Source organism: Actinomadura miaoliensis (assembly GCF_039536785.1).
Taxonomy (GTDB): Bacteria; Actinomycetota; Actinomycetes; order Streptosporangiales; family Streptosporangiaceae; genus Spirillospora; species Spirillospora miaoliensis.
This window is the reverse complement of the sequence record NZ_BAAAZG010000053.1, coordinates 6,235-30,057: the sequence shown is the minus strand read 5'-3', so window position 1 is coordinate 30,057 and position 23,823 is coordinate 6,235. Positions and strand designations below refer to the sequence as shown.

The following is a 23,823-nucleotide window of genomic DNA, read 5'->3' as shown; positions in this document are numbered from 1 at the left end:
GACGGACCACTCCAACGTTCCGCTGACACGCGAACGCGCTTCGGACAACGCGTCAGGCAAGGAGGCAGTGGTCTCACAGACGCCAGTCCGCGCGGCCCCGGGGCCATGGCGCGGACCCCCAACACTCATGACGCAGTGCCCTCGGCGACGGCGCGATCCGCCACCACTCCCTACGCAGGCACGCGCCGACACCGCGCCAGCGGATCGCGATCCCGCAAGCCCGCCGGGCGCAGCAGCATCCGGATCCATGACCACACGCGCGAGGACGGCACCGAACCCACTGGGCGACTCGCGCGTGAGGGCGGTGTAGGTCGGCGGGCTGTGCCCCTGAAGGCGGCGCCGAGCCCGCCCAGCGGCTGTGCGCGTGAGGCGGGCTGTGCGCGTCGAGCGGTTGTGCGCGGAGGGGGGTGCTGTGGGGCCGGGTGGCTGTGCGCATCGAGTGGCTGTGCGCGTAAGGGTGTGCTGTGTGGATCCAGCGGCGGTGCCCGTGAGGGTGCTCTGTGTGGGTCGGGTGGCTGTGCGTGTGAGGGTGGGGGCGTGCGCGTTGGGGGGCTGTGCGTGTGAGGTGGGCGGTGCGGGGCGGGGGCTGCGCGCGTGGGGGCGGTGTCGGGTTACGCCGCTGCCGCTGGTGGTCGTGGCGGTGGTCGTGGCGGGTCGGGGGTGGTGTTGGTCAGGGCGTATGTCGTGGGGCGGCGGGGGCGGGGTTTTTCGGCTTGGGTGGGGTTGTGGCGATTCATTGACTTATGTGTGTGTTATGCAGTTAACTCGGTTCCTGACGGAGGACCGGTCGAGTTGTTGCGGTCATCGGCGGGCTCGGCCGGGCCACGCCCGGACAGGCTCGCGGGCGCCGGCACAGGTGGTCGACGCGCCCGCGGACCCCGCATCGCCTTCCCGAGGGAGGTATCGATGACCACCACGTTCGAACCGGCCGGCGCGGACCCGGCCGCCGTCCTGCACTACCCGATGGAGCGGGCGGCGGGCTGCCCGTTCGACCCGCCACCGGGCCTGCGGGCCCAGCAGCGCGAGGGACCGATCACCAGGGTCCGGCTGTGGGACGGCAGCACCCCGTGGCTGGTGACCCGCTACGCCGACCAGCGGGCGCTGATGAGCGACCCGCGCGTCAGCGCCGACGTCTCCCGTCCCGGCTATCCGAACGTCGCGCCGATCCCGAGCGGCGGCCCCTCGGGCTTCAGCTTCATCACCATGGACGACCCCGAGCACAACCGGCTGCGGCGCATGGTGACCGCGCCGTTCGCCATCCGCCGGGTGCGGGCGATGCGGCCGGCGATCCAGGAGATCGTCGACGGTCTCATCGACGACATGCTGGCCGGTCCCAAGCCGGCCGACCTGGTCGAGGCGTTCGCCCTGCCCGTGCCGTCGCTGGTCATCTGCCGGCTGCTCGGCGTGCCCTACGACGACCACGAGTTCTTCCAGGCCAACAGCAAGATCCTCATCCGGCGCAGCGTCGCCGTCGAACGCCGCGACGAGGCCCGCCGGGCGCTGCTCGGCTACCTCGACGACCTGATGGCCGACAAGCTCGCCCGTCCCGGCGACGACCTGCTGTCCGGGCTGGGCGAACGGGTCAGGGCCGGCGAGCTGACCCGCGCGGAGGCCGCCCGCATGGGCGTGCTGCTGCTGGTCGCCGGGCACGAGACCACCGCCAACATGATCGCGCTCGGCACCCTGGCGCTGCTGCGCAACCCGGACCAGCTCGCGCTGCTGCGCGACGCCGACGACCCCGCGCTGGTCGAGTCGGCGGTGGAGGAGCTGCTGCGGTACCTGACCATCACGCACATGGGGCGGCGCCGCGTCGCGCTGGCCGACATCGAGATCGGCGGCCAGGTGATCCGCGCGGGCGACGGGATCGTGCTGCCCAACGACCTCGCCAACCGCGACCCCGACGCCTTCCCCGAGCCCGACCGGCTCGACCTGCGCCGCGGCGACGCCCGCCGCCACGTGGCGTTCGGCTTCGGCGTGCACCAGTGCCTCGGCCAGCCGCTGGCCCGGATCGAGCTGCAGGTCGTCTACGGCACCCTGTACCGGCGCGTGCCCACGCTGGCGCTCGCCACGGACCTGGAGAAGATCCCGTTCAAGCACGACGGGGCCGTCTACGGCGTCTACGAACTGCCCGTCACCTGGTGACGCACCTGAGGGGAGTCAGATGAAGGTCATCGTGGACCAGGACAAGTGCGTCGGATCCGGGCAGTGCGTGCTCACCGCCGAGCGGGTGTTCGACCAGCGCGAGGAGGACGGCATCGTGGAGCTGCTCGACCCCGAGCCGCCCGCCGAGGCCGCCGCCGACGTCCGGCTGGCCGCGTCGCTGTGCCCCGCCCTGGCCATCCGGATCGAGGACGCCACGGCATAGCCGCCGAAGGCCCGGCCCCGCCCGGCCGGCCTGCTCCGGCGTGACGTCGGCGATGTCGGCTCCGCCAGGCGACACGGCCCGGTCGCCACGCGGCCCTTGACCGAGCAAATGAACGCTCGTTTAATTCCGCGTATGGGCCGTGTCGCCGGCGTCACCGCCGCCGAGACCCGTGAACGGCTGCTGCGCGCCGCCGCCGACGCGTTCGCCGCACGCGGGTACGACGGCACGCGCGTCGCCGACATCGCGGCGGCCGCGGGCGTCAGCAACGGCGCCCTGTACGCGCACTTCGGCTCCAAGGCCGAACTGCTGGTGGCGGCGCTGCGCGCGCACGCGCGGCGCGTCCTGGCCGATCTGGTCGACGCCGAGCCCGAACGGTCACTGGCCGACCTGCTGCTGATCGCCGGACGGTGCCTGCCGCGTCCCCGCGACACCCGCGGCGACCTCATCGTCGAGGCGCTGGCGGCGGCCCGCCGCGACGGCGACGTCGCCAAGCCCATGCGCGACTACGTGGGCGAACGCGTCGACGGGGTCGCCGACCTGCTGCGGGCGCCCCGCGGCGGCGGCGAGCTCGACCCCGCGCTGTCCCCGCGCGCCCTGTCCTACCTGTGCTTCCTGCTGGCGGTGGGAAGCGCGCTGGTCCCGCCGGACCTGCTCGCGGTCGACGAGGAGGAGTGGGCCGCGCTGCTCGCCCGCCTCGCGTCCGCCGTCGTCGCCCCCGACGAGTCCGCCCCCGACGACGCCACCCCGACCCAGTCCACCCTCACCGACGGCACCCCGAAGACGGGAGACACGCAGTGAAAGTGCGGATCGACACCGGCCGCTGCCAGGGCCACGGCCGCTGCTACGACCTGGCCCCCGACTTGTTCGGTGAGGACGAGGAGGGCTACGGGACGGTCCTCGGCGACGGGATCGTCCCGCCGGAGAAACGGGACCAGGCGCGCCTGGCGGCCGCCAACTGTCCCGAACACGCCATCGAACTGGCCGAGGAGTCCTGACATGACGGTCGACGACCGTTTCCCCCGGGAGGTCGGCGACCTGCCCGACACCCGGTCCGGCGGCACGCGCAGCGAGGTCGTCACCGGCCCGGTGACGGATTGGGCGACCGACTTCTCGCACGTCGAACCCGAGTGGGCCGCCGACCCGTACCCGATCCAGGACGACCTGCGGCGGCGCTGCCCGATCGCGCGCACCGAGCGGTTCGGCGGCGCCTGGCTGCCCACCCGCTACGAGGACGTCGCGGCGATCGCCTACGACACCGAGCGCTTCACCTCCCGGTCGGTCGTCATCAGCAACTTCCGGCCGTCGCGCGAACTGGAGCCGGTCGGGGTCAGCCCGCCGATCTCCTCCGACCCGCCGTTCCACCACGACGCCCGCAGGCTGCTGCTCCCGGCGTTCACCAAGAGCGCCGTCAGGCGGCTGGAGCCCGCGACCAGGGCGTACTGCAACGAGCTCGTCGACGGGTTCAAGGGACGCGACGTCGTCGACGCCGCCCAGGACTACGCCCAGCACATCCCCATGCGGGTGATCGCCGACATGCTCGGCTTCCCGCCCGAGGACGGGCCGCGGTTCCGCGAGTTCGTCGAGAGCGTGCTCGAGGGCGTCAACCTGCCGACCGACGAGCGCATCGAACGCGTGGACAGGCTGTTCGACTACCTGCTCGCGCAGATCCACGACCACGTCGCGCACCCGCGCGACGACCTGACGACCTACCTCATCAACGCCGAGCTGGGCGGGCGCAAGCTCGACGCGTCCCAGGTCTCGGGCATGATGGCGCTGCTGCTGATCGCCGGGATCGACACCACGTGGAGCGCGATCGGCGCGTCGCTGTGGCACCTGGCCGGGACGCCCGGCGACCGCGAGCGGCTGGTCGCCGAGCCCGGCCTGCTGCCGACCGCGATGGAGGAGTTCCTGCGCGCCTACGCGCCGGTCACGATGGCGCGGCTGGTCAAGGACGACATGCGCTGGCGCGGCGTGGACATGAAGGCCGACGACTGGATCCTGCTGTCGTTCCCCGCCGCCAACCGCGACCCGGCGCAGTTCGAACGGGCCGGCGAGGTCGTCATCGACCGCGAGGTCAACCGGCACGCCGCGTTCGGCCTGGGCGTGCACCGCTGCGTCGGCTCGCACCTGGCCCGCATGGAGCTGCGCGTCGCGCTGGAGGTCTGGCTGGAGCGCATCCCGGAGTTCACGCTGGCCGACCCGTCCGCGGTCACCTGGGCCGCGGGCCAGGTGCGCGGACCCCGCACCCTCCCCATCCGCATCGGCTGACCGGCCGCCCCGTCACCGAAACCCGGTCACACGAGCCCGGTCACATGAGCCCGTCACACGAGCCCCGCCGCAGCCGGTCCCGGCGCGGCGGGCCCTGTCACAGCGGGTACTCGACGCCGGTCAGCTCCTCCGAGACCGCCCACAGGCGACGCTGCGCGGCCGTGTCGTGCGACAGCCTGCTGGACGTGACCGGCTTGGGATGCCCCCTGGCCTCGAACGGCCCGTCCGGTCCGTAGAACTGGCCGCCGCGCACGTCCGGGTCGGTCGCGGCGCGCAGCGTCGGCAGCGCGCCCATCTCGGCGCTCTGGGCGAACACCGGAGCGACCGCCTTGGCGACGACCAGCCGCACCGCCGCGGGGGAGTTGCGTATCAGCTCGGTCGCGGCGAAGCCCGGATGGGCCGCGACCGCGATCGTGCCGGCGTCCCCCTCCGCCAACCGGCGTTGCAGCTCGTAGGTGAACAGCAGGTTGGCCAGCTTGGACTGGGCGTAGGCGGCCATCCGGTCGTAGCGGCGCCGCTCCCACCGCAGGTCGCCGAAGTCGATCCGGGCGCGGACCCGGTGCATGGCGCTGCTGACGGTCACCACTCGGGACCCGGGGACCGGCAGCAGGGCCTCCAGCAGCAGCCCGGTGAACGCGAAGTGCCCCAGGTGGTTGGTCCCGAACTGCAGCTCGAACCCGTCCCGCGTGGTGCCCTTGGGCGTGTACATCACCCCGGCGTTGTTGATCAGAAGGTCGATCCGCGGATGCCGGGAGCGCACCTCGCGGGCGGCGGCGCGCACGGACTCCAGCGAGGTCAGGTCCAGGCGCAGGACCGAGACGTCCGCCTGCGGGGCGGTCTCGGCGATCCGGGCGGCGGCCCGCCCGCCCTTGTCCGCGTTCCGCACCGCCAGCACCACCGTCGCGCCCCGCTCGGCCAGCACGCGCGCGGTGTCGAAGCCGAGCCCGGTGTTGGCGCCGGTCACCACGGCGACCCGGCCGTGCTGGTCCGGGACGTCCTGGGCGTTCCACTTCCGTGCCATGCCGATCACCCTAACCCTCGCCGCCGCCCGGTTCCGGGCGAGGCCGACGGCCCTGCGCCCGATGGGGACGCAGGGCCGTCGGCCGGTGGACGTGAAGCGCGGCGGGTCAGCTCGCGGGCGCGGCCGACGGCTCCGCCGGGGCCTTCTCGTGCGGGGAGGAGGACCGGCCGGACGAGCGGGTCGGGATGGTCAGCGCGATCGCCGCAGCCAGGACCGCGACGCCGCAGCCGATCAGCATGCCGGCGCGGAACCCGTCCTCGGACGGCAGGACGCGCCCGCCCAGGTTCACCGTCATCTGCGCCAGCACGACACCGACCACCGCCGCCGACACCGACGTGCCGATCGAGCGCATCAGCGTGTTGAAGCTGTTGGCCGACGCGGTCTCCGACACCGGCACCGCGCCCATGATCAGCGCGGGCATGGCCCCGTACGCCAGCCCCACGCCCATGCTGCACAGGCAGGTGACGACCAGCAGGCCCCACGTCGACCCCATGAACAGCGTCGACGACCCGTAGCCGAGCGCGATGACCAGGGCCCCGGCGACCAGGGTGAACTTGGGGCTGCGGGCGGCCGACAGCCGGGCGCCCAGCGGCGAGACCAGCATCATCATCAGGCCGGAGGGGGCCATCCACAGACCGGCCGCCAGCATCGACTGGCCCAGCCCGTAGCCGGTGGCCTCGGGCAGCTGCAGCAGCTGCGGAATGATCAGCGACTGCGCGTACATGGAGAAGCCGACGACCACCGAGGCGGCGTTGGTCAGCAGCACCGGGCGCCGCGCGGTGACGCGCAGGTCGACCAGCGGGTCCGCGGTCCGCAGCTCCCACCAGCCCCAGACCGCCAGCACGACCACCGCGGCGGCCAGCAGGCCGAGGACGGTGCCGCTCGTCCAGCCCCAGTCGGCGCCCTTGGACACCCCCAGCAGCAGGCACACCAGCCCGACGCCGAGGCCGAGGGCGCCGACGGGATCGAAGCGTCCGGCGGCGCGCACCGGCGTGGCGGGCACCAGCAGCCACATCATCACCGCGACCAGCACGCTCAGCCCGGCCGCGGTCCAGAACAGCACGCGCCAGCTGGTCTGCTCGGCGACCGCCGCCGCGAACGGCAGGCCGAGCGCGCCGCCGATGCCCAGCGACGAGCTGACCAGCGCGATCGACGAACCCAGTTTCTCCGGCGGCATCAGGTCGCGCAGCGCGCTGATGCCCAGCGGGATCATGCCCATCCCCATGCCCTGCAGCAGCCGCCCGGCGACCATGGGGGCCAGCGACCCGGCCAGCGCGCAGACCACCGAGCCCGCGATCAGCGGCACCGAGCAGGCCAGCAGGATGCGGCGCTTGCCGTACAGGTCGCCCAGCCGCCCGATCACCGGCGTGGTCACCGCGCCCGCCAGCAGCGTGGCGGTGACCACCCACGAGGCGTTGGCCGGGCTGGTGTGCAGGATGTGCGGCAGCTCGCCGATCAGCGGGACCACCAGGGTCTGCATGAGCGAGGCGACGATCCCCGCCACCGCCAGCACGCTGACTATCCCGCCGGAGCGGGGGGCCGACGTGGAGTTCTCCACGTGGTTCTCCTTTCCGATCAATAGCAATGTGTACGGTACATATAATGTGTGTCATGCACAAGGTGTGTATGATGCACATCACGGCGCGGGGGGTCGCCGCGTGCGCTGGGAAGGGCGGATGCGGGCGGTTGTGCGCAGGCCAGGAGAATGAAGGCATGGACAGGCCCACGCACATGATCGAGTTCGAGACCATGCTGCTGTCACGGCACAGCCTGGCCGCACGCCGCGCCCAGCGCGACAGCGGCCTGCTCGAACGCAGCGCCTATCTGCTGCTGAGCCGTATCCGCATGGAGGGCCCGATGTCCATCCGGCAGCTCAGCGAGGCGTTCGACCTGGACGTCTCCACCCTCAACCGGCAGACCGCCGCCATGACGCGCGCCGGGCTGGTCGAGCGCATCCCCGACCCCGACGGGGGGATGGCCCGCAAGTTCCGCATCACGCCCGAGGGCGAGCGCCGGCTCGACGAGGACCGCGACCACATCGTCCGCAGCCTGGACAAGGTGCTGGCCGACTGGACGCCCGAGGACCTCGCCGCCTTCGCCGGCTACCTCAAGCGGTTCAACACCGACATCGAACGTCTCGGCGGACGCCCCTGGCCCCGCCCCTGACCTCCCGCGCCCCAGTGACGGGGCATCCCGGCGGCGCCCGCACGGGCGCCGGGGCAGGCGCCGCCGACCCGGGGTGGGGCTTGACGTGGCGACGCCTGCGCCGTGAGAGTTGCGGCCGCAATGCTCTGCGCTGATCGTGAACGTGCGGCAGCCGCCGCGCAACGCCGCTGATTTCAAATGGTGATCCGCCGCCCCGCCGCCGCTCCGTTGCCGGCCCACCGGCGCGTCACCGGGACGTCGCCCGGCGGGCGCGCCGCCGTCGCCGCGCCGCCGCCTGCGCCGGCGCGGCCGCACGTACGATGAGGGGGTGTCCGGCGCGCGACTGCTGGTGATCGAGGATGATCCGGAAATCGGATCCGAGCTGGTCACCGCGTTGACCGAGCAGGGATACACCGCCAGCCTGGCCGGAACCGGCGGCGCGGCGGTGGCCATGGTCGACCGGCGGCCCCCCGAACTGATCCTGCTGGACCTCGGCCTGCCCGACGTCGACGGGGTGGAGCTGTGCTCGGTGCTGCGGCGGCGGCTGCCCGGCACCGCGATCGTGGTGCTCACCGCCCGCTCCCAGGAACGGGACGTGGTCACCGCGCTGGACGTCGGCGCCGACGACTACGTCACCAAGCCGTTCCGCCTGCGCGAACTGCTGGCGCGCACCCGCGCGCAACTGCGCCGCCGCCCGCAGCGGGCCGAGGTGGAGGCGCTGGTCGTCGGCGCGCTGCGGCTGGAGCCGGAGGCGCGCCGGGCGTTCGTCGGCGCCCAGGAGGTCGCCCTGCGCCCGCGCGAGTTCGACCTGCTGCTGGCGCTGGCGTCCCGGGCCGGTCGCGTGGTGCCCCGCGCGGAGCTGATGCGCGAGGTGTGGGGCCCCGGCTGGTTCGGCGACCGCAAGACGCTCGACGTGCACGTCTCCGCGCTGCGCCGCCGGCTCGCCGCCGCCGGGCTAAAGTCCGGGCGGATCGTCGCGGTGCGCGGCCGCGGCTACGGTTACGTGGCCGGGCTCTGAGCCGTCGTCTCGGGAACCGCGCCGCGGCACGCCAGGGGCTGCGCGCACACCGGGATCTCGACGGTGTAGGCGGTCGGCCCGTCCGTCCGCGCGAGCAGCCGTCCGCCCTCGGCCTCGGCCAGGGCGCGCGCCAGCGCCAGCCCGATCCCGTGCCCGGCGGGCGCGGCGCGGCGGTGGCCGGCGACGCCGCGGTCCGCGACGTCGATCGCCACGACGGGGCCGCGGTGGCGCGCCGTCAAGGTGATGTCGCCCCGCCCGTGGGCGAGCGCGTTGTCCACCAGCACGTTCAGGATCTGCACGACCGCGGCGCGCGCGGCGCGGACCCGGGGGAACCGGGCGGGGACGTGGACGGTCAGCCGCCGCCCGGCCCGCTCGGCCTGCGGCAGCCAGACGTCGCGGACGCCGTCCAGCAGATGCCGGACGTCGAGCAGCTCGCGCACCTGCCGTCCCCGCGCCAGCAGCAGCATGTCGTCGACGGTGTCGGCGAGGCGGTGCCCGCGCCGCACGGCGGTCCGGATCACCGCGCCCAGGTCGGCCCCCGGACGTTCCAGCGCGGCCTCCAGCCCGATCAGCATCGAGGTCAGCGGGGTGCGCAGCTGGTGCGCGACGTGCTCGCCGTACCGGCGTTCCCGCGCGAAGGCATGGTCCAGACGGCGGGCGGCCCGGACGGCGCGGCGGGTCAGCACCAGCGCCGCCAGCACCAGGGACAGCGCGGTCGCCCAGATCAGCGTCCAGGCGCGCTCCGTCCGGCGCGCCACGGGCGCGTACGGAACGCTCACCCGCATCACGCGGGCGGCCGTCACCGGCATCGCGATCGCCAGCTGCCCGCTCTCCACCGCCTCGTGGGAGTGCCCGTCGTAGGTCGCCGCCGCCAGGGGCGAACGTGCGGGGCCGGTCCCGGCGAGCCGCCGGCCGCCGTACCCGTAGAACCCGACCGCGGAGTTCGGCGCGGTGAGCGACCGCGGGGACTCCACGGCGCGGGCGGCCGTCTCCAGGGCGGTGGCCTGGCGTTCCAGCCGCAGCACGGCCTCGTCCCGGTACAGGTGCCGGGTCACCAGGGACAGCGGGATCGCCGCCAGCAGCACCACCCCGACGACGAGCCCCACACTGGCCAGCAGGGACCGTCCCAGGGACGCGCTCGTGTCCATCGCCTTCATGTGCACTCCGCGAACGGCCGCCACACCGGGTAGGGCCTTCCGACGAGCCGGTTCAGCACGACCAGCAGCGCGCTGGTCAGCGCGATCGCCGCCATGAGGTCCAGCAGCTGCGCCGGGGTGCGCAGCAGCCCCAGGGCGACGATCAGCGTGGTGGCCCCGCCCGGCGGGTGGCGGGTCCACGGCGCCGCCATCCCGGCGCAGGTCAGGCCGAGGGCGATCGCGACGGCGAGGACGCGGCGCCCGTCCGGGTGGGTCAGGTCCGGCGGGGTGCGGGTGAGTCCCGCGCACGCCAGGGCCGCGTAGCCCGCCGTGGCGCTGACCAGGTGCCCGAGCAGGGTGTTGCGCGGGCACGCCGGTTCCGTGGTCGGGCCGGTCAGCGCCAGGTAGATGGTCGGGCCGAGCGAGGGGAACACCAGCGGCCGGTGCGTCCAGCACGCCAGGGCCGCGGGCACGCCGATGCACACGCCCGCCAGGAGCACCGTGGTGACGGCGGTGGCGGACACCCTCATCGGCGGGCGGCGCGTGACTCGGGCACGGACCAGTGGCCGCCGGACGCCCCCGGCCCCTGGGCGCGCGGCCCCGGGCCCGCCCCGCGTGACCGGTAGACGACGTAGGGCCGGACCGCGTAACCCAGCGGCGCGGCGAACGCGTGCACGAGACGGCTGAACGGCCACAACGCGAACAATGCCATGCCGAGCAGCGCGTGCGCCTGGAAGACGAACGGGGCGTCCGCCATCGCCGCCACGTCCGGGTCGAGCGCGAACAGGCTGCGGAACCACACCGACACGCCCAGCCGGTAGTCGTAGTCCCCCGTCGCGGGCCCCAGCAGCGTCGCGGCGAGCCCCGCCAGCAGCGCCGCGGCGAGCACCGGGTACAGCACGCGGTCGTCCCGCCGGGTGGACCTGCGCACCGCCCGGACCCGCACGCGCCGCCACACCAGGACGCCGAGCCCCACCGCGGCCGCCAGCCCGGCAGTGCCGCCCACCGTCAGCGCGTTGAGCCGGTACAGCGACTCCGACATGTGCGCGTGCTCGGTCCAGCTCTCCGGGACCAGCAGCCCGACCACATGCCCGCCGATCACGAAGAACAGGCCGGCGTGGAACAGCGGGCTGCCGATCCGCAGCAGCCTGCTCTCGTGCAGTTGCGTGGACCTCGTCGTGATGCCGAAGCGGTCGTGCCGGAACCGCCAGACCGTCCCGGCGGCGAACAGCACCAGCACCATGTAGGGAAGCACCCCCCACACGGCGACCCGCACATGGTTCACCGGCGCGCTCCCTCCGCCGCGGCGATCGGGTCGCCGAAGGCCGGCACTTCGGGCGCCCCGTCCAGGCCGACCGTCTCGGCGGGCGGCCCGGTGCGCGCCGCCGACCGCACGGCGCGGCGCTCGGCGCGGCCCGGCGCCGGCAGGGTGGCGCGGACGGCGTCCACCAGCAGCGCGTAGGAACTGCCGTGGTCGTGCAGTCCCCGCCGCAGCAGTTCCAGCCCCGCGCGGTGCTCGGCCAGCAGCTCCCCGCCCGCCGCCGGGCAGCGCGCGGCGAACTCCAGCATCACCGGCAGGAAGTCCGGCAGCTCCGCCTCCTCCGGCGCCCACCCGGCCGACCGGTAGCGCGCCTTGAGCGCCGCCAGCGACGCGCCCCGAGAGCGCGTGTCCCCGTCGGTGTAGTACGTCATGTAGAGCGTGCGGCGGCGGCTGCGGTCGAACGTGGCGACGTAGCGGGCCTGCGGCTCCAGCGGCTCCACGTCCCGGGTCTGCCGGACGAAGCGGCGCACCGCGTCCGCGGCCGGGCCCGTCACCCGGCCCAGCGCGTCCGTCACCAGCGGCACCGTACGAGCCCAGCCGGGGCCGGGATAGTTCAGCAGCAGCGAGGCCGACTGCCACACGATCGGTTTGATCACTGTTGGTCCTCCGGACGTGCGGGGAACAGCCCGGCGGGACGGCCGCGTCCGTTCCAGTTCAGCAGGTTGACCCGCCCGCGCAGCCGGTCGTCGGCGGCACGCGCCGGCGGACGGGCGGGCGGGACGTGGAACGCGGCGGCGGGCTCCAGCATCCCCGGGCCGCCGGGATCGTCCAGGCTGCACCCGCCGGAGGGGAACCCGTCGCCGGCCGGACGCCCGTCGTAGGCGGTGGGGATGACGTACCGCTCGTCGTACTTGGCCAGCGCCAGCAACCGGTACATCTCCTCCATGCCGCGCACGTCCATGCCGACGCTCTCGGCGATCCCCGGGTCGCGCGGCTCGCCCAGGTTGACGCGGCGCATGTGCGAGCGCATCGCCGCCAGGCGGCGCAGCGCCGCCTCGACCGGCTCCGGGTCGCCGGCGGTGAACAGCTCGGCCAGGTAGGACACCGGGATGCGCAGCGCCTCGATCGCGCCGAACAGGTTGCCGGCGTCCTCGCCGTCGTGACCGGTGTCCGCCAGCGCGTCCACGATCGGCGACAGCGGCGGCACGTACCAGACCATCGGCATCGTCCGGTACTCCGGATGCAGCGGAAGCGCCACCCGGTAACGGCTGATCAGCGCGTGCACCGGCGACCGCCGCGCCGCCTCGACCCAGTCGTGCGGCACCCCGCAGGCCTCGGCCGCCGCGGCCACCGCCGGGTCGTGCGGGTCCAGGAAGCACCCCAGCTGCGCCGGGTACAGGTCCTTCTCGTCGGGGACGGCGGCGGCGCGCCCCACCCGGTCCGGGTCGTAAAGGATCACGCCGAGGTAGCGCAGCCGCCCCACGCACGTCTCCGAGCAGACGGTCGGCTCGCCCGCCTCGATCCGCGGATAGCACAGCGTGCACTTCTCGGCCTTGCCGGTGCGGTGGTTGAAGTAGACCTTCTTGTACGGGCAGCCCGACACGCACATCCGCCAGCCGCGGCAGCGGTCCTGGTCGACCAGCACGATCCCGTCCTCGATCCGCTTGTACAGCGCCCCGGACGGGCAGGCCGCCACGCACGACGGGTTGAGGCAGTGCTCGCAGATGCGCGGCAGGTAGAACATGAACGCCCGCTCGTACTCCAGGCGGACGCCGTCGCCGATCCTGCGCAGCACCGGGTCGCCGGCCAGCCCGGCCGGACCGCCGCCCAGGTCGTCGTCCCAGTTCGGCCCCCACGTCACCGCGGTCGGCTCGCCGTCGATGAGGGAACGCGGCGGCGCGGTGGGCGGCTCGTCGCCCAGCGGCGCGGCGGTCAGGTTCCCGTAGTCGTAGGTCCAGGGCTGGTAGTAGTCGTCCAGCGACGGCATTTCCGGGTTGGCGAACAGCCGGGCGAACCGGCGGATCCGGCCTCCGCCGCGCGGCACGAGCCGCCCGTGCCGCAGCGTCCAGCCGCCCTTCCACCTGTCCTGGTCCTCGTGGCCGCGCGGATAGCCCTGCCCGGGACGGGTCTCGACGTTGTTGAACCAGGCGTACTCGGTGCCGGCCCGGTTGGTCCACGTCTGCTTGCACGTCACCGAGCAGGTGTGGCACCCGATGCACTTGTCCAGGTTCATCACCATCGCGATCTGCGCCATCACCCGCATGTCAGTAGCTCACCTCCTGGGAGCGCCGGCGGATCACGGTGACCGCGTCCCGCTGGTTGCCGGTGGGGCCGTAGTAGTTCGGCGCGAACGACAGCTGCGCGTGGCCGCCGATGAGATGCGTCGGTTTGATCAGCAGCTTGGTGAGCGCGTTGTGCACGCCGCCGCGGCGTCCGGTGGCCTGCGACCGGGGCACGTTCACCAGGCGTTCCTGCACGTGGTACATGAAGACGGTGCCCGCGGGCATCCGGTGCGAGACGACCGCCCGCGCGACCACCACGCCGTTGCCGTTGACCGCCTCGATCCAGTCGTTGTCGGCGACGCCGATCGCCTCGGCGTCCGGCACGCTGATCCAGATCACCGGCCCGCCGCGCGCCAGCGTCTGCATCAGCAGGTTCTCCTGGTACTCGGAGTGGATCGACCACTTGGAGTGCGGCGTGACGTACCGGACCGTCACCGACCGGCCGTCGCCCGGCGCGGCCGCGCCGTCGCGGAACTCGCCCAGCGCGGCCATGTCCAGCGGCGGCCGGTACACCGGCAGCTGCTCGCCGCACTCGGCGATCCAGTCGTGCTCCAGGTAGAAGTGCTGGCGTCCGGTGAGAGTGTGCCAGGGCTTGGCGTGCTCGGTGTTGAGGGTGAACGGGGAGTAGCGGCGGTCCGGGCCCTCCTTGCCCGACCATTCGAAGCTCGCCCCGACCTGCACGGGACGGTCCTGGGTGTCGCCGAACACCACGCGGCGTTCGGCGACCGACGCGCCCAGCTCGGCCAGCCCCGACGACGGGCCGCACCGCTCGGCGAGCCGCGCGAACCCCTCGGCGGCGATCCGCCCGTTGGTGGTGCCCGACAGCGCCAGGATCGCCTCGCAGAGCTTGACGTCGGTGTCCAGCAGGGGACGTCCCCGCGCCGCGCCGCCGGCGGCTGTGCCGCACCGGGCCGCCAGCCACCCGGCCTCGGCGTCGGGGTGGACGGTGACGCCCTTGACCGTCATGCCCTCCCGCTCCACCAGCGGTCCCAGCGCGGCCAGCCGGTCGGCGACGGCGGTGTAGTCGCGCTCCACGAGGGTGAAGGCCGGCAGGTTGCGGCCGGGCTCGGGCGGCGGCGCGTCCGGCGTGCCCGCCGCCCAGTCGCGGACCCGTCCGCCGGGCGTGGCCAGCTCGCCGGGGGTGTCGTGCAGCGCGGCGGTCGCGACCAGGTCGTGGGCGGTGTCCAGGCGTCCGGCGGCCAGCTCGCCGAGCCTGCGGGCCAGGCCGTGGAAGATGTCGAAGTCGGTGCGGGCCTGCCACGGCGGGATGATCGCGGGGGAGAAGGCGTGCACGTACGGGTGCATGTCGGTGCTGGACAGGTCGTGCTTCTCGTACCAGGTCGCGGCGGGCAGCACCAGGTCGGCGTACAGCGTGGTGGACGTCATCCGGAAGTCCAGCGCCAGCAGCAGGTCGAGCTTGCCGCGCGGCTCGTCGTCCCGCCAGGCCACCTCCGCCGGCCGCGTCCCGGGCCCGGCGGGCGGTGTGGTGGCGTTGTCGGCGGCGCCGAGCAGGTGACGCAGGAAGTACTCGTTGCCCTTGGCCGACGAGCCGATCAGGTTGGCGCGCCACACCGTCAGCACACGCGGCCAGTTCTCCGGCGCGTCGGGATCGGCGCAGGCGAACGACAGCCGCCCGGCCGCCAGTTCCGCCGCCACCCACCGCCCGGGATCGGCCCCGGCCGCGGCGATCCGGCGGCCCAGCTCCAGCGGGTTGGCCGCCAGCGTCGGGTAGAACGGCATCCAGCCCAGCCGCGCGGACTGCGCCACCAGGTCGGCGGTGTGCCGCCCCGCGAACAGCCCCCGCCCGGTCGGGGACGACAGCGCGCCGGCCGAGAACCGCTCGTATCAGTGGTTCGTCCCCGCGCCCATGACGATCATCGCCCGGCCGCCGGTGCGCTCGGCGCTGGCCGCGAACTCGCGGGCGATCCGGGTGACGCGGCCCGCCGGGACGGAGGTGATGCCCTCCTGCCAGGCCGGGGTGCACGGCTGCGACGCGTCGTCGTACCCGGTGGGCCAGCTCCCCGGCAGCCCGTCGCGGCGCACCCCGTACTGCGCCAGGAGCAGGTCGAAGACGGTCGTGACCAGCAGGCCGTCCAGCCGCCGGACCGGCACGCCGCGCCGCACCCGGCCGTCCTCGACGTCGAAGCGCGGCAGCACCACCTGGGCGGTCTCCGCCGCGTCGCCGAGCAGTGACAGCCGCGGGTCGACGTCGCCGAGGTCCAGGGTCCAGCGCCCGGTGCTCCGCTCGTCCCAGCGGTGGCCCAGCGTGCCGTCCGGCGCCACGGGGTCGCCCGTGCGGTCGTCCACGAGCACCGGCTGCCACCGCCGGGACTCCTCCGCGGTGCCGGTGTCCAGACCGAGGTCGGCGGCGGTGACGAACGGCCCGGGCGTCAACTCCCCGTCCTTTCCCGGGACGAGCGACACCAGGAACGGCAGATCGGTGAACTTCTTGACGTATTCGGTGAAATACGGGACGGGGCGGCGGACGAAGAACTCGGTGAGGATGACATGGCCCATCGCCATGGCCATCGCCGCGTCCGTTCCCGGATGCGGATGCAGCCACTCGTCGGCGAATTTCGTGGCGTCCGAATAATCCGGGGAAACCACCACCACCTTCTGCCCGCGATAACGCGCCTCGGCCATCCAGTGCGCGTCCGGCGTGCGCGTCACCGGCACGTTGGAACCCCACAGCACCAGATACGAGGCGTCCCACCAGTCCGCGGACTCCGGCACGTCGGTCTGGTCGCCGAACACCTGCGGCGAGGCGATCGGCAGGTCGGCGTACCAGTCGTAGAACGACAGCATCGGCGCGCCGATCAGCGACATGAAGCGCGCGCCGACCGCGTGCGAGGCCATCGACATCGCCGGAATGGGGGAGAACCCGGCCACCCGGTCCGGACCGTACCGGGCGATCGTGTGGACGTGCGCGGCGGCCGCGATCTCCAGGGCCTCGTCCCAGCCGACCCGCACCAGGCCGCCGCGGCCGCGTGCGCCCTGGTAGCGCCGCCGTTTCCGCGGATCCTCGGTGATCTCCGCCCAGGCCGCCACCGGATCGCCCAGCCGCGCCCGCGCCTCCCGGTACATCGTCAGCAGCACGCCCCGCGCGTGCGGATACCGGATGCGCGTCGGGGAGTAGGTGTACCAGGAGAACGACGCGCCGCGCGGGCAGCCGCGCGGCTCGTACTCGGGCCGGTCGGGGCCGACGCTCGGATAGTCGGTCTGCTGCGTCTCCCAGGTGATGAGCCCGTCCTTGACGTACACCTTCCACGAGCAGGAGCCCGTGCAGTTCACCCCGTGCGTGGAGCGCACCACCCGGTCGTGCGCCCAGCGTTCCCGGTAGGGCAGGTCGTTGACGCTCTGGTCGGCCCGGTACACCGCGCGCAGATCCGCGGTCGTCTCCGTGCGGCGCAGAAATCGTCCGGCTTTCAGCAGCCGTTCGGCCGCGACCCGTTCCCATTCCCGGCGACCCATGCGTGTGGCCAATGCGGCGTCTCCCTTCCTGGGCGCGCAACTCGCCCAGGGTTACGACAGGCCACACCGGCCGGGCCGAGCGGCGAAAAGCCGAATCGATGCCCTCCCCGGCGAACGCACCGGGCGAGTTCGTCCTCAAGGAATCTCACGCCTTCTGACCATTCACGTCAACCTTCTTTACGCTCCTCTAACCTCCGCTCGCGGGGCGCATCCGCGAGACGGTCGAAGGGGCGTCCGAAAAGCCGGCCGGGCGCGGCGGCGCCCGCGTCCGGCGCGCCGGCCGATCGGCTCGGGCCCGCCCGGGCGGCGAGCGCGGTGGGTGCGCCTGGCCAGAGGGGCTCGCGAGGCCGGTGGCGATAAGGTGTCAGGTGATCAAAACGGGGTGTATGTGCCTGTGCGTCCGGGGGGACGGCGCATCGCGCCCGGCGTTTCTGTTACAAGTGTCGTAGGTGACGAAAGGTTGCCCGATCGCACAGGAGTTCGCGCGGGCCGGCGATGCGCGGGCCCGGACGGCCGGGGAGACGAGTGAAGCGAGCGACCACGCGGGAGCGCCTCCGCTACTGGTTCGACAACACCATGTCGAAGGGCACGCCGGCGCTGATCGGCTGGCTCGGCCTGGCGTCCGGGGCGCTGGTCCTGGCCGTGGCGACGGCCGCGGTGCTGCTCGCCCCCCGTGACTCCGACGAGAACGGGCACTGGCCGGGGGTGCTGTGGCGCAGCCTGCTGCGCACGCTCGACCCAGGGACGATGGGCGACGACGAGGGCAGCGCCCCCTACCTGGCCATGATGCTGACGGTGACGGTCGGCGGGATCTTCATCGTCAGCGCCCTGATCGGTGTGATCACCACCGGCCTGGAAGGCAAGATCGCCGAGCTGCGCAAGGGCCGCTCCCGGATCATCGAACGCGACCACACGGTACTGCTCGGCTGGTCCGACCAGGTGTTCACGGTGATCGCCGAGCTGTCCGAGGCCAACCGGAGCCGGCGCGGCTCGTGCGTGGCGGTCCTGGCCGACATGGACCGGGTGGACATGGAGGACGCCATCCGGGCCCGGGTCGGCGACACCGGCCGCACCCGGGTGATCTGCCGGCACGGCAACCCGCTCAAGGTCGCCGACCTGGACCTGGTCAGCCCCGGCACGGCGCGCTCGATCGTGGTGGTGTCGCCGCCGGTCGACGACCCGGACGTGCACGTGCTGAAGGTGCTGCTGTCGCTGGGCGCCCGGGAGTGGGCCGAGCGGCGCCCGCACGTGGTGGCCGCCGTGCACGACTCGGCCAACCTGGCCGCGGCCCGGCTGGCCGGCGGTCCCGACGCGCACGTGATCGACGCCGACGACATGGCGATCCGGCTCATCGTGCAGTCGCACCGCCAGTCCGGCCTGTCGGCGGTGTTCACCGAGCTGCTCGACTTCAGGGGCCACGAGCTGTACATCCGCCCGGAGCCGGCGCTCACCGGGACCACCTACGGGGAGGCGCTGTTCGCCTACCGGCTCGGCGTGCCCATCGGCCTGCGGCACGCCGACGGCGAGGTGTCGCTGAACCCGCCCACCGGCACCGTCATCGCCCCGGACGACGAGTTGATACTGCTCGCCGAGGACAACACGATGATCGAGCTGGCGACGGCGCCGCCGCCCGTCGTCGAGGACGCGCTGGGCACCCCCACCCCCGTGCACACCGCGCCCGAACGCACCCTGGTGCTCGGCTGGAACCACCGGGCCCCCAAGATCCTCGAGCTGCTGGACGACTTCGTCGAGCCGGGCTCGGCGGTGCACGTCGCCGCCGACCGGCCCGACCCGACGCCCGCGCTGCCGGGCCTGGCCAACCTCACCGTCGGCTTCTCCCGCTGCGACCCCACCGACCGCGCGTCGCTGGAACGCCTGGACGCCGGCTCCTTCCAGCACGTCATCGTGCTGGCCGACGCCGGGCACGCCCCCGACCACGCCGACGCCCGCACCCTGGTCACCCTGCTGCACCTGCGGGACATGGAGGACGGCCCCGGCGCCCCCTACTCCATCGTCAGCGAGATCAACGACGACGCCAACCGGGAGATCGCCCAGGTCACCGAGGCCGACGACTTCGTGGTCAGCGACAAGCTGATCAACCAGGTGCTCACCCAGCTCAGCGAGGACCGGCACCTGCACGAGGTCTACATGGACCTGCTCGACCCCGAGGGCTCGGAGATCTACCTGCGGCCCGCGGCCGGGTACCTGCGTCCCGGCGCCGTGGCCAACTTCGCCACCGTCATCGAGGCGGCCCGGCGCCGCGACGAGACCGCCCTCGGCTACCGGCTGCGCGCCCAGTTCCACCAGCCGCCCGGCTACGGCGTCGTGCTCAACCCCGACAAGACCGCGCCGCTGACGCTGGCCGCCGACGACACGGTGATCGTCCTCGCCGAGAAGTAGCCCGGAGAGCGGGCCGAGCGGGGCCCGGCCCGGGCCGCCCGCCGAGGCGTCGGGCTGTTCGCCGCCCTGACGTGCGGGCGGTTGCGTGGGCAACGAAATTACACCCGTAGTATGAGAAACGGGCCCATCCACCGACCAGAGAGACACATGGACGACCACCATCCCTCCGCCCGCGCCGCCCACGAGCCCGGGACGGGCCGCCGTTGATCACCGTCCTGTCCCTGCTCGCCGGGGTCGCGGTCGTCCTGCTGATCACCGCGGCGACGGGCTATTTCGTGGCCCAGGAGTTCGCCTACATGGCCGTGGACCGCTCGCGGCTGGCCGCCCGCGCCGAGGCCGGCGACCAGGTCGCCGGGCGCGCGCTGACGGTGACGCGGCGCACCTCGTTCATGCTGTCGGGCGCCCAGCTGGGCATCACGGTGACGGGCCTGCTCGTCGGGTACGTCGCCGAGCCGCTGATCGGCCGGGCGTTCGGCGACCTCATGGGCGGCGCCGGGCTGCCCGCCGGCGCCGGGATCGCGATCGGCACGGTGCTGGCGCTGGCGTTCTCCACGCTGGTGCAGATGCTGTTCGGCGAGCTGTTCCCCAAGAACCTGGCGATCGCGCGCCCCGAGCCGGTCGCGCGGTGGCTGGCGCGCTCCACCCTGCTGTACCTGCGCGGCCTGGGCTGGCTGATCTGGATCTTCGACCAGGCGTCCAACCTGCTGCTGCGGCTGCTGCGCATCGAGCCGGTGCACGACGTCGAGCACGCGGCCACCGAACGGGACCTGGAGCACATCGTCGCCGACTCGCGCCGCAGCGGGGATCTGCCGCCGGACCTGTCGATCCTGCTGGAGCGCATCCTGGACTTCCCGCGCCGCGACGTCGAGCACGCGATGATCCCGCGCACCCGGGTCGACACCGTCGAGACCGACCTGACCGTCGGCGAGGTCAGGAGGCTGATGAGCACCGGCCACTCCCGGTACCCGGTGGTGGACGAGCGCGAGCGCGTCGCCGGGGTCGCGCACCTGGACGACGTGCTGACCGCGTCCGACCCCGCCGCCCCGATCTCCTCGATCATGCGGCCCCCGACGCTGCTGCCGACGGTGATGACGCTGCCCGCCGCGCTGGACCGGCTGACCGACGAGCGCGGCGAGCTGGCCTGCGTCGTCGACGAGTTCGGCGGCTTCGTCGGCATCGTCACCCTGGAGGACCTGGCCGAGGAGCTGGTCGGCGAGATCACCGACGAGCACGACGCCGCCGTCGAGCCCGCCGCCACCGCCGCCGGGGACGCCTGGATCGTCCCGGGCGGCTTCCACATCGACGAGGTGGAGCGCACCATCGACCGCCGGCTGCCCGAGGGCGACTACGAGACCATGGCCGGGCTGGTGATCGCCGCCTGCGGGGCGCTGCCCGAGGCCGGCACCGAGCTCGACGTCGAGCTGCCGCCCGACCCCGCCGACCTGGCCCACACCGACGAGCCGCCGCGACGGCACCTGCACGTGGAGGTCCTGGAGGTCGGCGACCACAACGTGCCCTCGTCGCTGCGGATCAGGGTGCTGCCCGCCGACGACCCCGCCGCCGAACCCGGCGGCGCCGCGGCCGAGGGCCTGCGGGGCGCCGGCGAGCGGGGGAGCGCGGAGCGATGAGCAACCCGTGGGCGGTCCTGGCCGCCACCATCGCGATCATCGCGCTGAGCGCGTTCTTCGTCGCCGTGGAGTTCGCGCTCATCGCGGCCAAGCGGCACCGGCTGGAGGACGCGGCGCCGTCCAGCCGCTCGGCGCGGGCGGCCCTGCGCAGCGCGTCGGAGCTGACGCTGCTGCTGGCCGGGGCGCAGCTGGGCATCACGTTCTGCACCCTGGCCCTCGGCGCGATCACCAAGCCGGCCGTCCACCACTGGCTGACCCCGTGGCTGGCCGACCTCGGCGCGCCGCCGTGGCTGGCGGACTCGGCGGGCTTCGTGCTGGCGCTGGTCATCGTCACGTTCCTGCACCTGGTGATCGGCGAGATGGCGCCCAAGTCGTGGGCGATCGCCCATCCGGAGCGGTCGGCGACGATGCTGGCGCTGCCGATGCGCGGCTTCATGTGGCTGACCCGCCCGCTGCTGCGCGCCCTCAACGAGGGCGCCAACCGGTGCCTGCGCCGGGTCGGCGTCGAGGCGGCCGACCGGGTCGACTCCGGCCAGGACCCCGACGCGCTGCGCCACCTGGTCGAGCACTCGGCCAACGTGGGCGCGCTGGACGCGGTGCACTCGGCCCAGCTGTCGGAGGCCCTGGACTTGCGGAACCTGCGGATCGGCGACCTGGTCAAGCGGCACGCGACGCCGACGTCCGTGCCGCCCGGCGCCACCGTGGCGGACGTGCAGGCGGCCGGCCGCGCCTCCGGGCACCTGCGCATCCTGGTGCCCGGCCCCGGCACCGCGTGGCGCGTGGTGCACGTGCGCGACACGCTGACCCGGCCCGAGTGGTCCGGGATCGCCGACCTGACCCGTCCCGCCTTCCGCGTCCCGGCCGACACCACGGTCTACACGGCGCTGACCCGGATGCGCGAGGCCAGCGAACAGCTGGCCCTGGTGACCGAGGACGGGAAGGTCGTGGGCGTCGTCACCATCACCGACGTGCTGCGGCGGCTGTTCCCCCGCGCGGCCGAGCCCGTCCCGGCCGCCTGAGGGCCGTCCCGGTCTTTGCGGCGATGCGACGGTGACCGTCGGCGGCGCCTGCCATGATCGTGCGCATGCTGGTGACGCCCCCCTCCGATCCGTCGTCGTCCACCCTCTACCTGGACTGGGTGCGCGCCCACGCGCCCACCTGGGAGAAGGACGCCGAGACGCTGCTCGACACGATCCGGCAAGGGATCGGACGCGCCCACGGCAAACCCGGGCGGTTCCTCGACGACATGAAAGGCCGCGCGCGTCGCCTGCCCGCCGAGCACCTGCCGTGGTTCTGGGACACCGTGGGGCACCGGCTCGCCAAGGTCGCCTGGCGGCACGCCGCGTCGGCCTACGGCCTGGCGCGCGAGGCCGAGAACACCCACGGGCTGCCGGTCGACCTCGACTACAGGGTGGCGAACGCGCTGCTGTTCGCCCGGGCCGGGGCGCTGGCGGGCAAGGAGACGCGCGCCCACCAGCAGTGGCTGGCGGCCGTCTTCCCGGCGGAGCGGGCGCACGAGGAGTTCCTGCGTTTCGTCCGGGCGTGGAGCGAGGGCGGCGCCCCGCCGGCGGCGGACCTGCACACGCGGCTGCGCGCGTCCGCCAAGGCGGCCGGGCTGGGCGACGAGGACGTGGCGCGCGTGCTGGGCGAGGTGCTGGCCGCGGCCAAGGGCACCGAGGTGCCGAACGGGCTGCTGGACGGCGCCGCCAAGCTGTTCGCCAAGTACCCGCCCGGCGACGGGGTGCGGCAGGCGCTGGTGGACATGTTCCCGCCCACCAACTCCGACGGCGCCGCGTTCCTGCGGCTGCTGCGCGCCACCGGCACCGTCGAGGCGATGGCCGACGGCCGCGTCACCCCCGACGGCGGCCTGGCCCGCTGGCTCGGCCGCTACACCTACCTGTACTCCTATCGGCGCGAACCCTACGGCGGGGTCATGCAGTACCCGCTGCCGGACGAGCTGTACGAGGTGCTGCCGCTGCTGGCGCCGCGCCTGCGCGCCGCCGGCACGCCCGTCCGCCTGCACGAGGGCCGCTACCGGCACACCAACTTCGACGCCGACCTGGTGGACGCCTGCCTGGCCGAGGGCATCGCCGTCGACGACCCCGGCCCGGACGTGCGGCTCGACTACTGGGGCGACCGCTCCCGCCGCGACCTGAAGGCCCTGGCCGCCCACCCCGTGCTGGGCCGGCGCCTGGAGGGCACGGTGCACGCCCGGCAGCAGCGGGAGGCCCCCCGGGCGGGCGGCACGGCCATCACCCGCCTGGCCGGCGCCCCCCAGATCGCCGACAGCGTCCTGGAACGCGTCACGGGCCTGATCGACCAGGTCGCGGGCGGCGGCCTCGGCGCGGCCGACGCGGCGGCCGCCACCCTGGACGACCTGCTCGACACGCCGACCGCCGCCGCGCTGGACGGCGTCGGCGACGCGCTCGCCGCCCTGGACCTGACCGGCCCGCTGCTGCGCACGCTGCGCGCCGGCCTGCCGGACGAACTGGGCTGGCCCGCCCTGGACGAGGCGGTGGCCGAGCTGACCGCCGGCGGCGCCGACATCGAGGGCGTCACCTCCACCTGGCCCGTGCTGACGGTGTTCTCCGCCGACCGCGCGATCGCCGTCGACCATCGGGGCAGACGCGCCGAGTGCGCGTTCACCGTGCCCGGCGACGCGGCCGTGCGGGTGGTCTTCCACGTCGGCGGCGACTTCCTGGTCGGGTGGGGGCAGGAAGGTTCGCACGCCGACCGGGCGTACTGGGCGAGCGACCCCGAGACGGTGTTCACACCCGACGACCCGCACGGCATGTCGCCGTTGTCGCAGCGCTACCGCCTGACCCTCG

The 23,823-nt window shown here is 73.9% G+C and carries 17 protein-coding genes and 2 pseudogenes; 11 read left to right on the top strand and 8 right to left on the bottom strand.

The genetic code is table 11. From position 1 onward, the window contains the following. Positions 1-906: 906 nt before the first annotated feature. From ABD811_RS34100 to ABD811_RS34080, 5 genes are all read left to right on the top strand, one after another. A complete protein-coding gene (locus ABD811_RS34100) occupies positions 907-2,142 on the top strand; it encodes a cytochrome P450 (RefSeq protein WP_344956011.1) in 1,236 nt (411 codons plus the stop codon). Between the two features lie 19 nt (positions 2,143-2,161). Then, entirely contained in the window at positions 2,162-2,365 is a 204-nt protein-coding gene (locus tag ABD811_RS34095) for a ferredoxin (RefSeq protein ID WP_344956010.1), read from the top strand. A gap of 132 nt (positions 2,366-2,497) precedes the next feature. Beyond that, positions 2,498-3,163, top strand: a complete 666-nt coding sequence (locus ABD811_RS34090; protein WP_344956008.1) for a TetR/AcrR family transcriptional regulator — start codon at positions 2,498-2,500, stop codon at positions 3,161-3,163. Then, entirely contained in the window at positions 3,160-3,360 is a 201-nt protein-coding gene (locus ABD811_RS34085) for a ferredoxin (RefSeq protein ID WP_344956006.1), read from the top strand. The genes ABD811_RS34090 and ABD811_RS34085 overlap by 4 nt, the downstream gene beginning before the upstream one ends. A 1-nt stretch (position 3,361) precedes the next feature. Then, positions 3,362-4,633, top strand: a complete 1,272-nt coding sequence (locus tag ABD811_RS34080; protein ID WP_344956005.1) for a cytochrome P450 — start codon at positions 3,362-3,364, stop codon at positions 4,631-4,633. A 97-nt stretch (positions 4,634-4,730) separates the two neighbouring features. Here the strand turns inward: ABD811_RS34080 and ABD811_RS34075 are convergent, their stop codons facing one another. Together ABD811_RS34075 and ABD811_RS34070 are read right to left on the bottom strand one after the other, a co-directional pair. Further along, a complete protein-coding gene (locus ABD811_RS34075) occupies positions 4,731-5,654 on the bottom strand; it encodes an SDR family NAD(P)-dependent oxidoreductase (RefSeq protein ID WP_344956003.1) in 924 nt (307 codons plus the stop codon). 106 nt (positions 5,655-5,760) lie between these two features. After that, a complete protein-coding gene (locus ABD811_RS34070) occupies positions 5,761-7,212 on the bottom strand; it encodes an MFS transporter (RefSeq protein ID WP_344956002.1) in 1,452 nt (483 codons plus the stop codon). A gap of 155 nt (positions 7,213-7,367) precedes the next feature. Here ABD811_RS34070 and ABD811_RS34065 point away from each other — a divergent pair, with 155 nt between their 5' ends. Next, positions 7,368-7,820, top strand: a complete 453-nt coding sequence (locus ABD811_RS34065) for a MarR family winged helix-turn-helix transcriptional regulator (protein ID WP_344956000.1) — start codon at positions 7,368-7,370, stop codon at positions 7,818-7,820. Between the two features lie 307 nt (positions 7,821-8,127). Next, on the top strand, positions 8,128-8,817 hold the full coding sequence (locus tag ABD811_RS34060; protein WP_344955998.1) for a response regulator transcription factor: 690 nt from the start codon (positions 8,128-8,130) through the stop codon (positions 8,815-8,817). On the opposite strand, the gene ABD811_RS34055 is transcribed toward ABD811_RS34060, so the two are convergent. The 6 genes and pseudogenes from ABD811_RS34055 to ABD811_RS34030 all read right to left on the bottom strand — a co-directional run bounded on the left by ABD811_RS34055 (position 8,799) and on the right by ABD811_RS34030 (position 16,967). Continuing rightward, positions 8,799-9,974, bottom strand: a complete 1,176-nt coding sequence (locus tag ABD811_RS34055) for a sensor histidine kinase (protein ID WP_344955997.1) — start codon at positions 9,972-9,974, stop codon at positions 8,799-8,801. The genes ABD811_RS34060 and ABD811_RS34055 overlap by 19 nt on opposite strands. Further along, on the bottom strand, positions 9,971-10,483 hold the full coding sequence (locus ABD811_RS34050; protein ID WP_425549488.1) for an HPP family protein: 513 nt from the start codon (positions 10,481-10,483) through the stop codon (positions 9,971-9,973). Before ABD811_RS34050 ends, ABD811_RS34055 begins: the two co-directional genes overlap by 4 nt. Next, complete coding sequence (gene narI / locus ABD811_RS34045) at positions 10,480-11,238, bottom strand: respiratory nitrate reductase subunit gamma (protein WP_344955994.1); 759 nt, start codon at positions 11,236-11,238, stop codon at positions 10,480-10,482. The genes ABD811_RS34050 and narI overlap by 4 nt, the downstream gene beginning before the upstream one ends. Then, positions 11,235-11,870: a nitrate reductase molybdenum cofactor assembly chaperone gene (gene narJ, locus ABD811_RS34040; protein WP_344955992.1), complete on the bottom strand. Its 636-nt coding sequence runs from the start codon at positions 11,868-11,870 to the stop codon at positions 11,235-11,237. The genes narI and narJ overlap by 4 nt, the downstream gene beginning before the upstream one ends. Then, a complete protein-coding gene (gene narH, locus ABD811_RS34035; protein ID WP_344955990.1) occupies positions 11,867-13,477 on the bottom strand; it encodes a nitrate reductase subunit beta in 1,611 nt (536 codons plus the stop codon). Before narH ends, narJ begins: the two co-directional genes overlap by 4 nt. Position 13,478: 1 nt before the next feature. Then, positions 13,479-16,967: pseudogene (locus tag ABD811_RS34030) on the bottom strand (molybdopterin-dependent oxidoreductase). 525 nt (positions 16,968-17,492) lie between these two features. Here ABD811_RS34030 and ABD811_RS34025 point away from each other — a divergent pair. The 4 genes and pseudogenes from ABD811_RS34025 to ABD811_RS34010 all read left to right on the top strand — a co-directional run. Next, complete coding sequence (locus tag ABD811_RS34025) at positions 17,493-19,367, top strand: CASTOR/POLLUX-related putative ion channel (RefSeq protein WP_344955988.1); 1,875 nt, start codon at positions 17,493-17,495, stop codon at positions 19,365-19,367. Between the two features lie 203 nt (positions 19,368-19,570). Continuing rightward, a complete protein-coding gene (locus tag ABD811_RS34020) occupies positions 19,571-20,995 on the top strand; it encodes a hemolysin family protein (protein ID WP_344955986.1) in 1,425 nt (474 codons plus the stop codon). Further along, entirely contained in the window at positions 20,992-22,014 is a 1,023-nt protein-coding gene (locus ABD811_RS34015; protein WP_344955985.1) for a hemolysin family protein, read from the top strand. Before ABD811_RS34020 ends, ABD811_RS34015 begins: the two co-directional genes overlap by 4 nt. A 65-nt stretch (positions 22,015-22,079) precedes the next feature. Continuing rightward, positions 22,080-23,823, top strand: a pseudogene (locus ABD811_RS34010) (hypothetical protein); the annotation flags it as partial.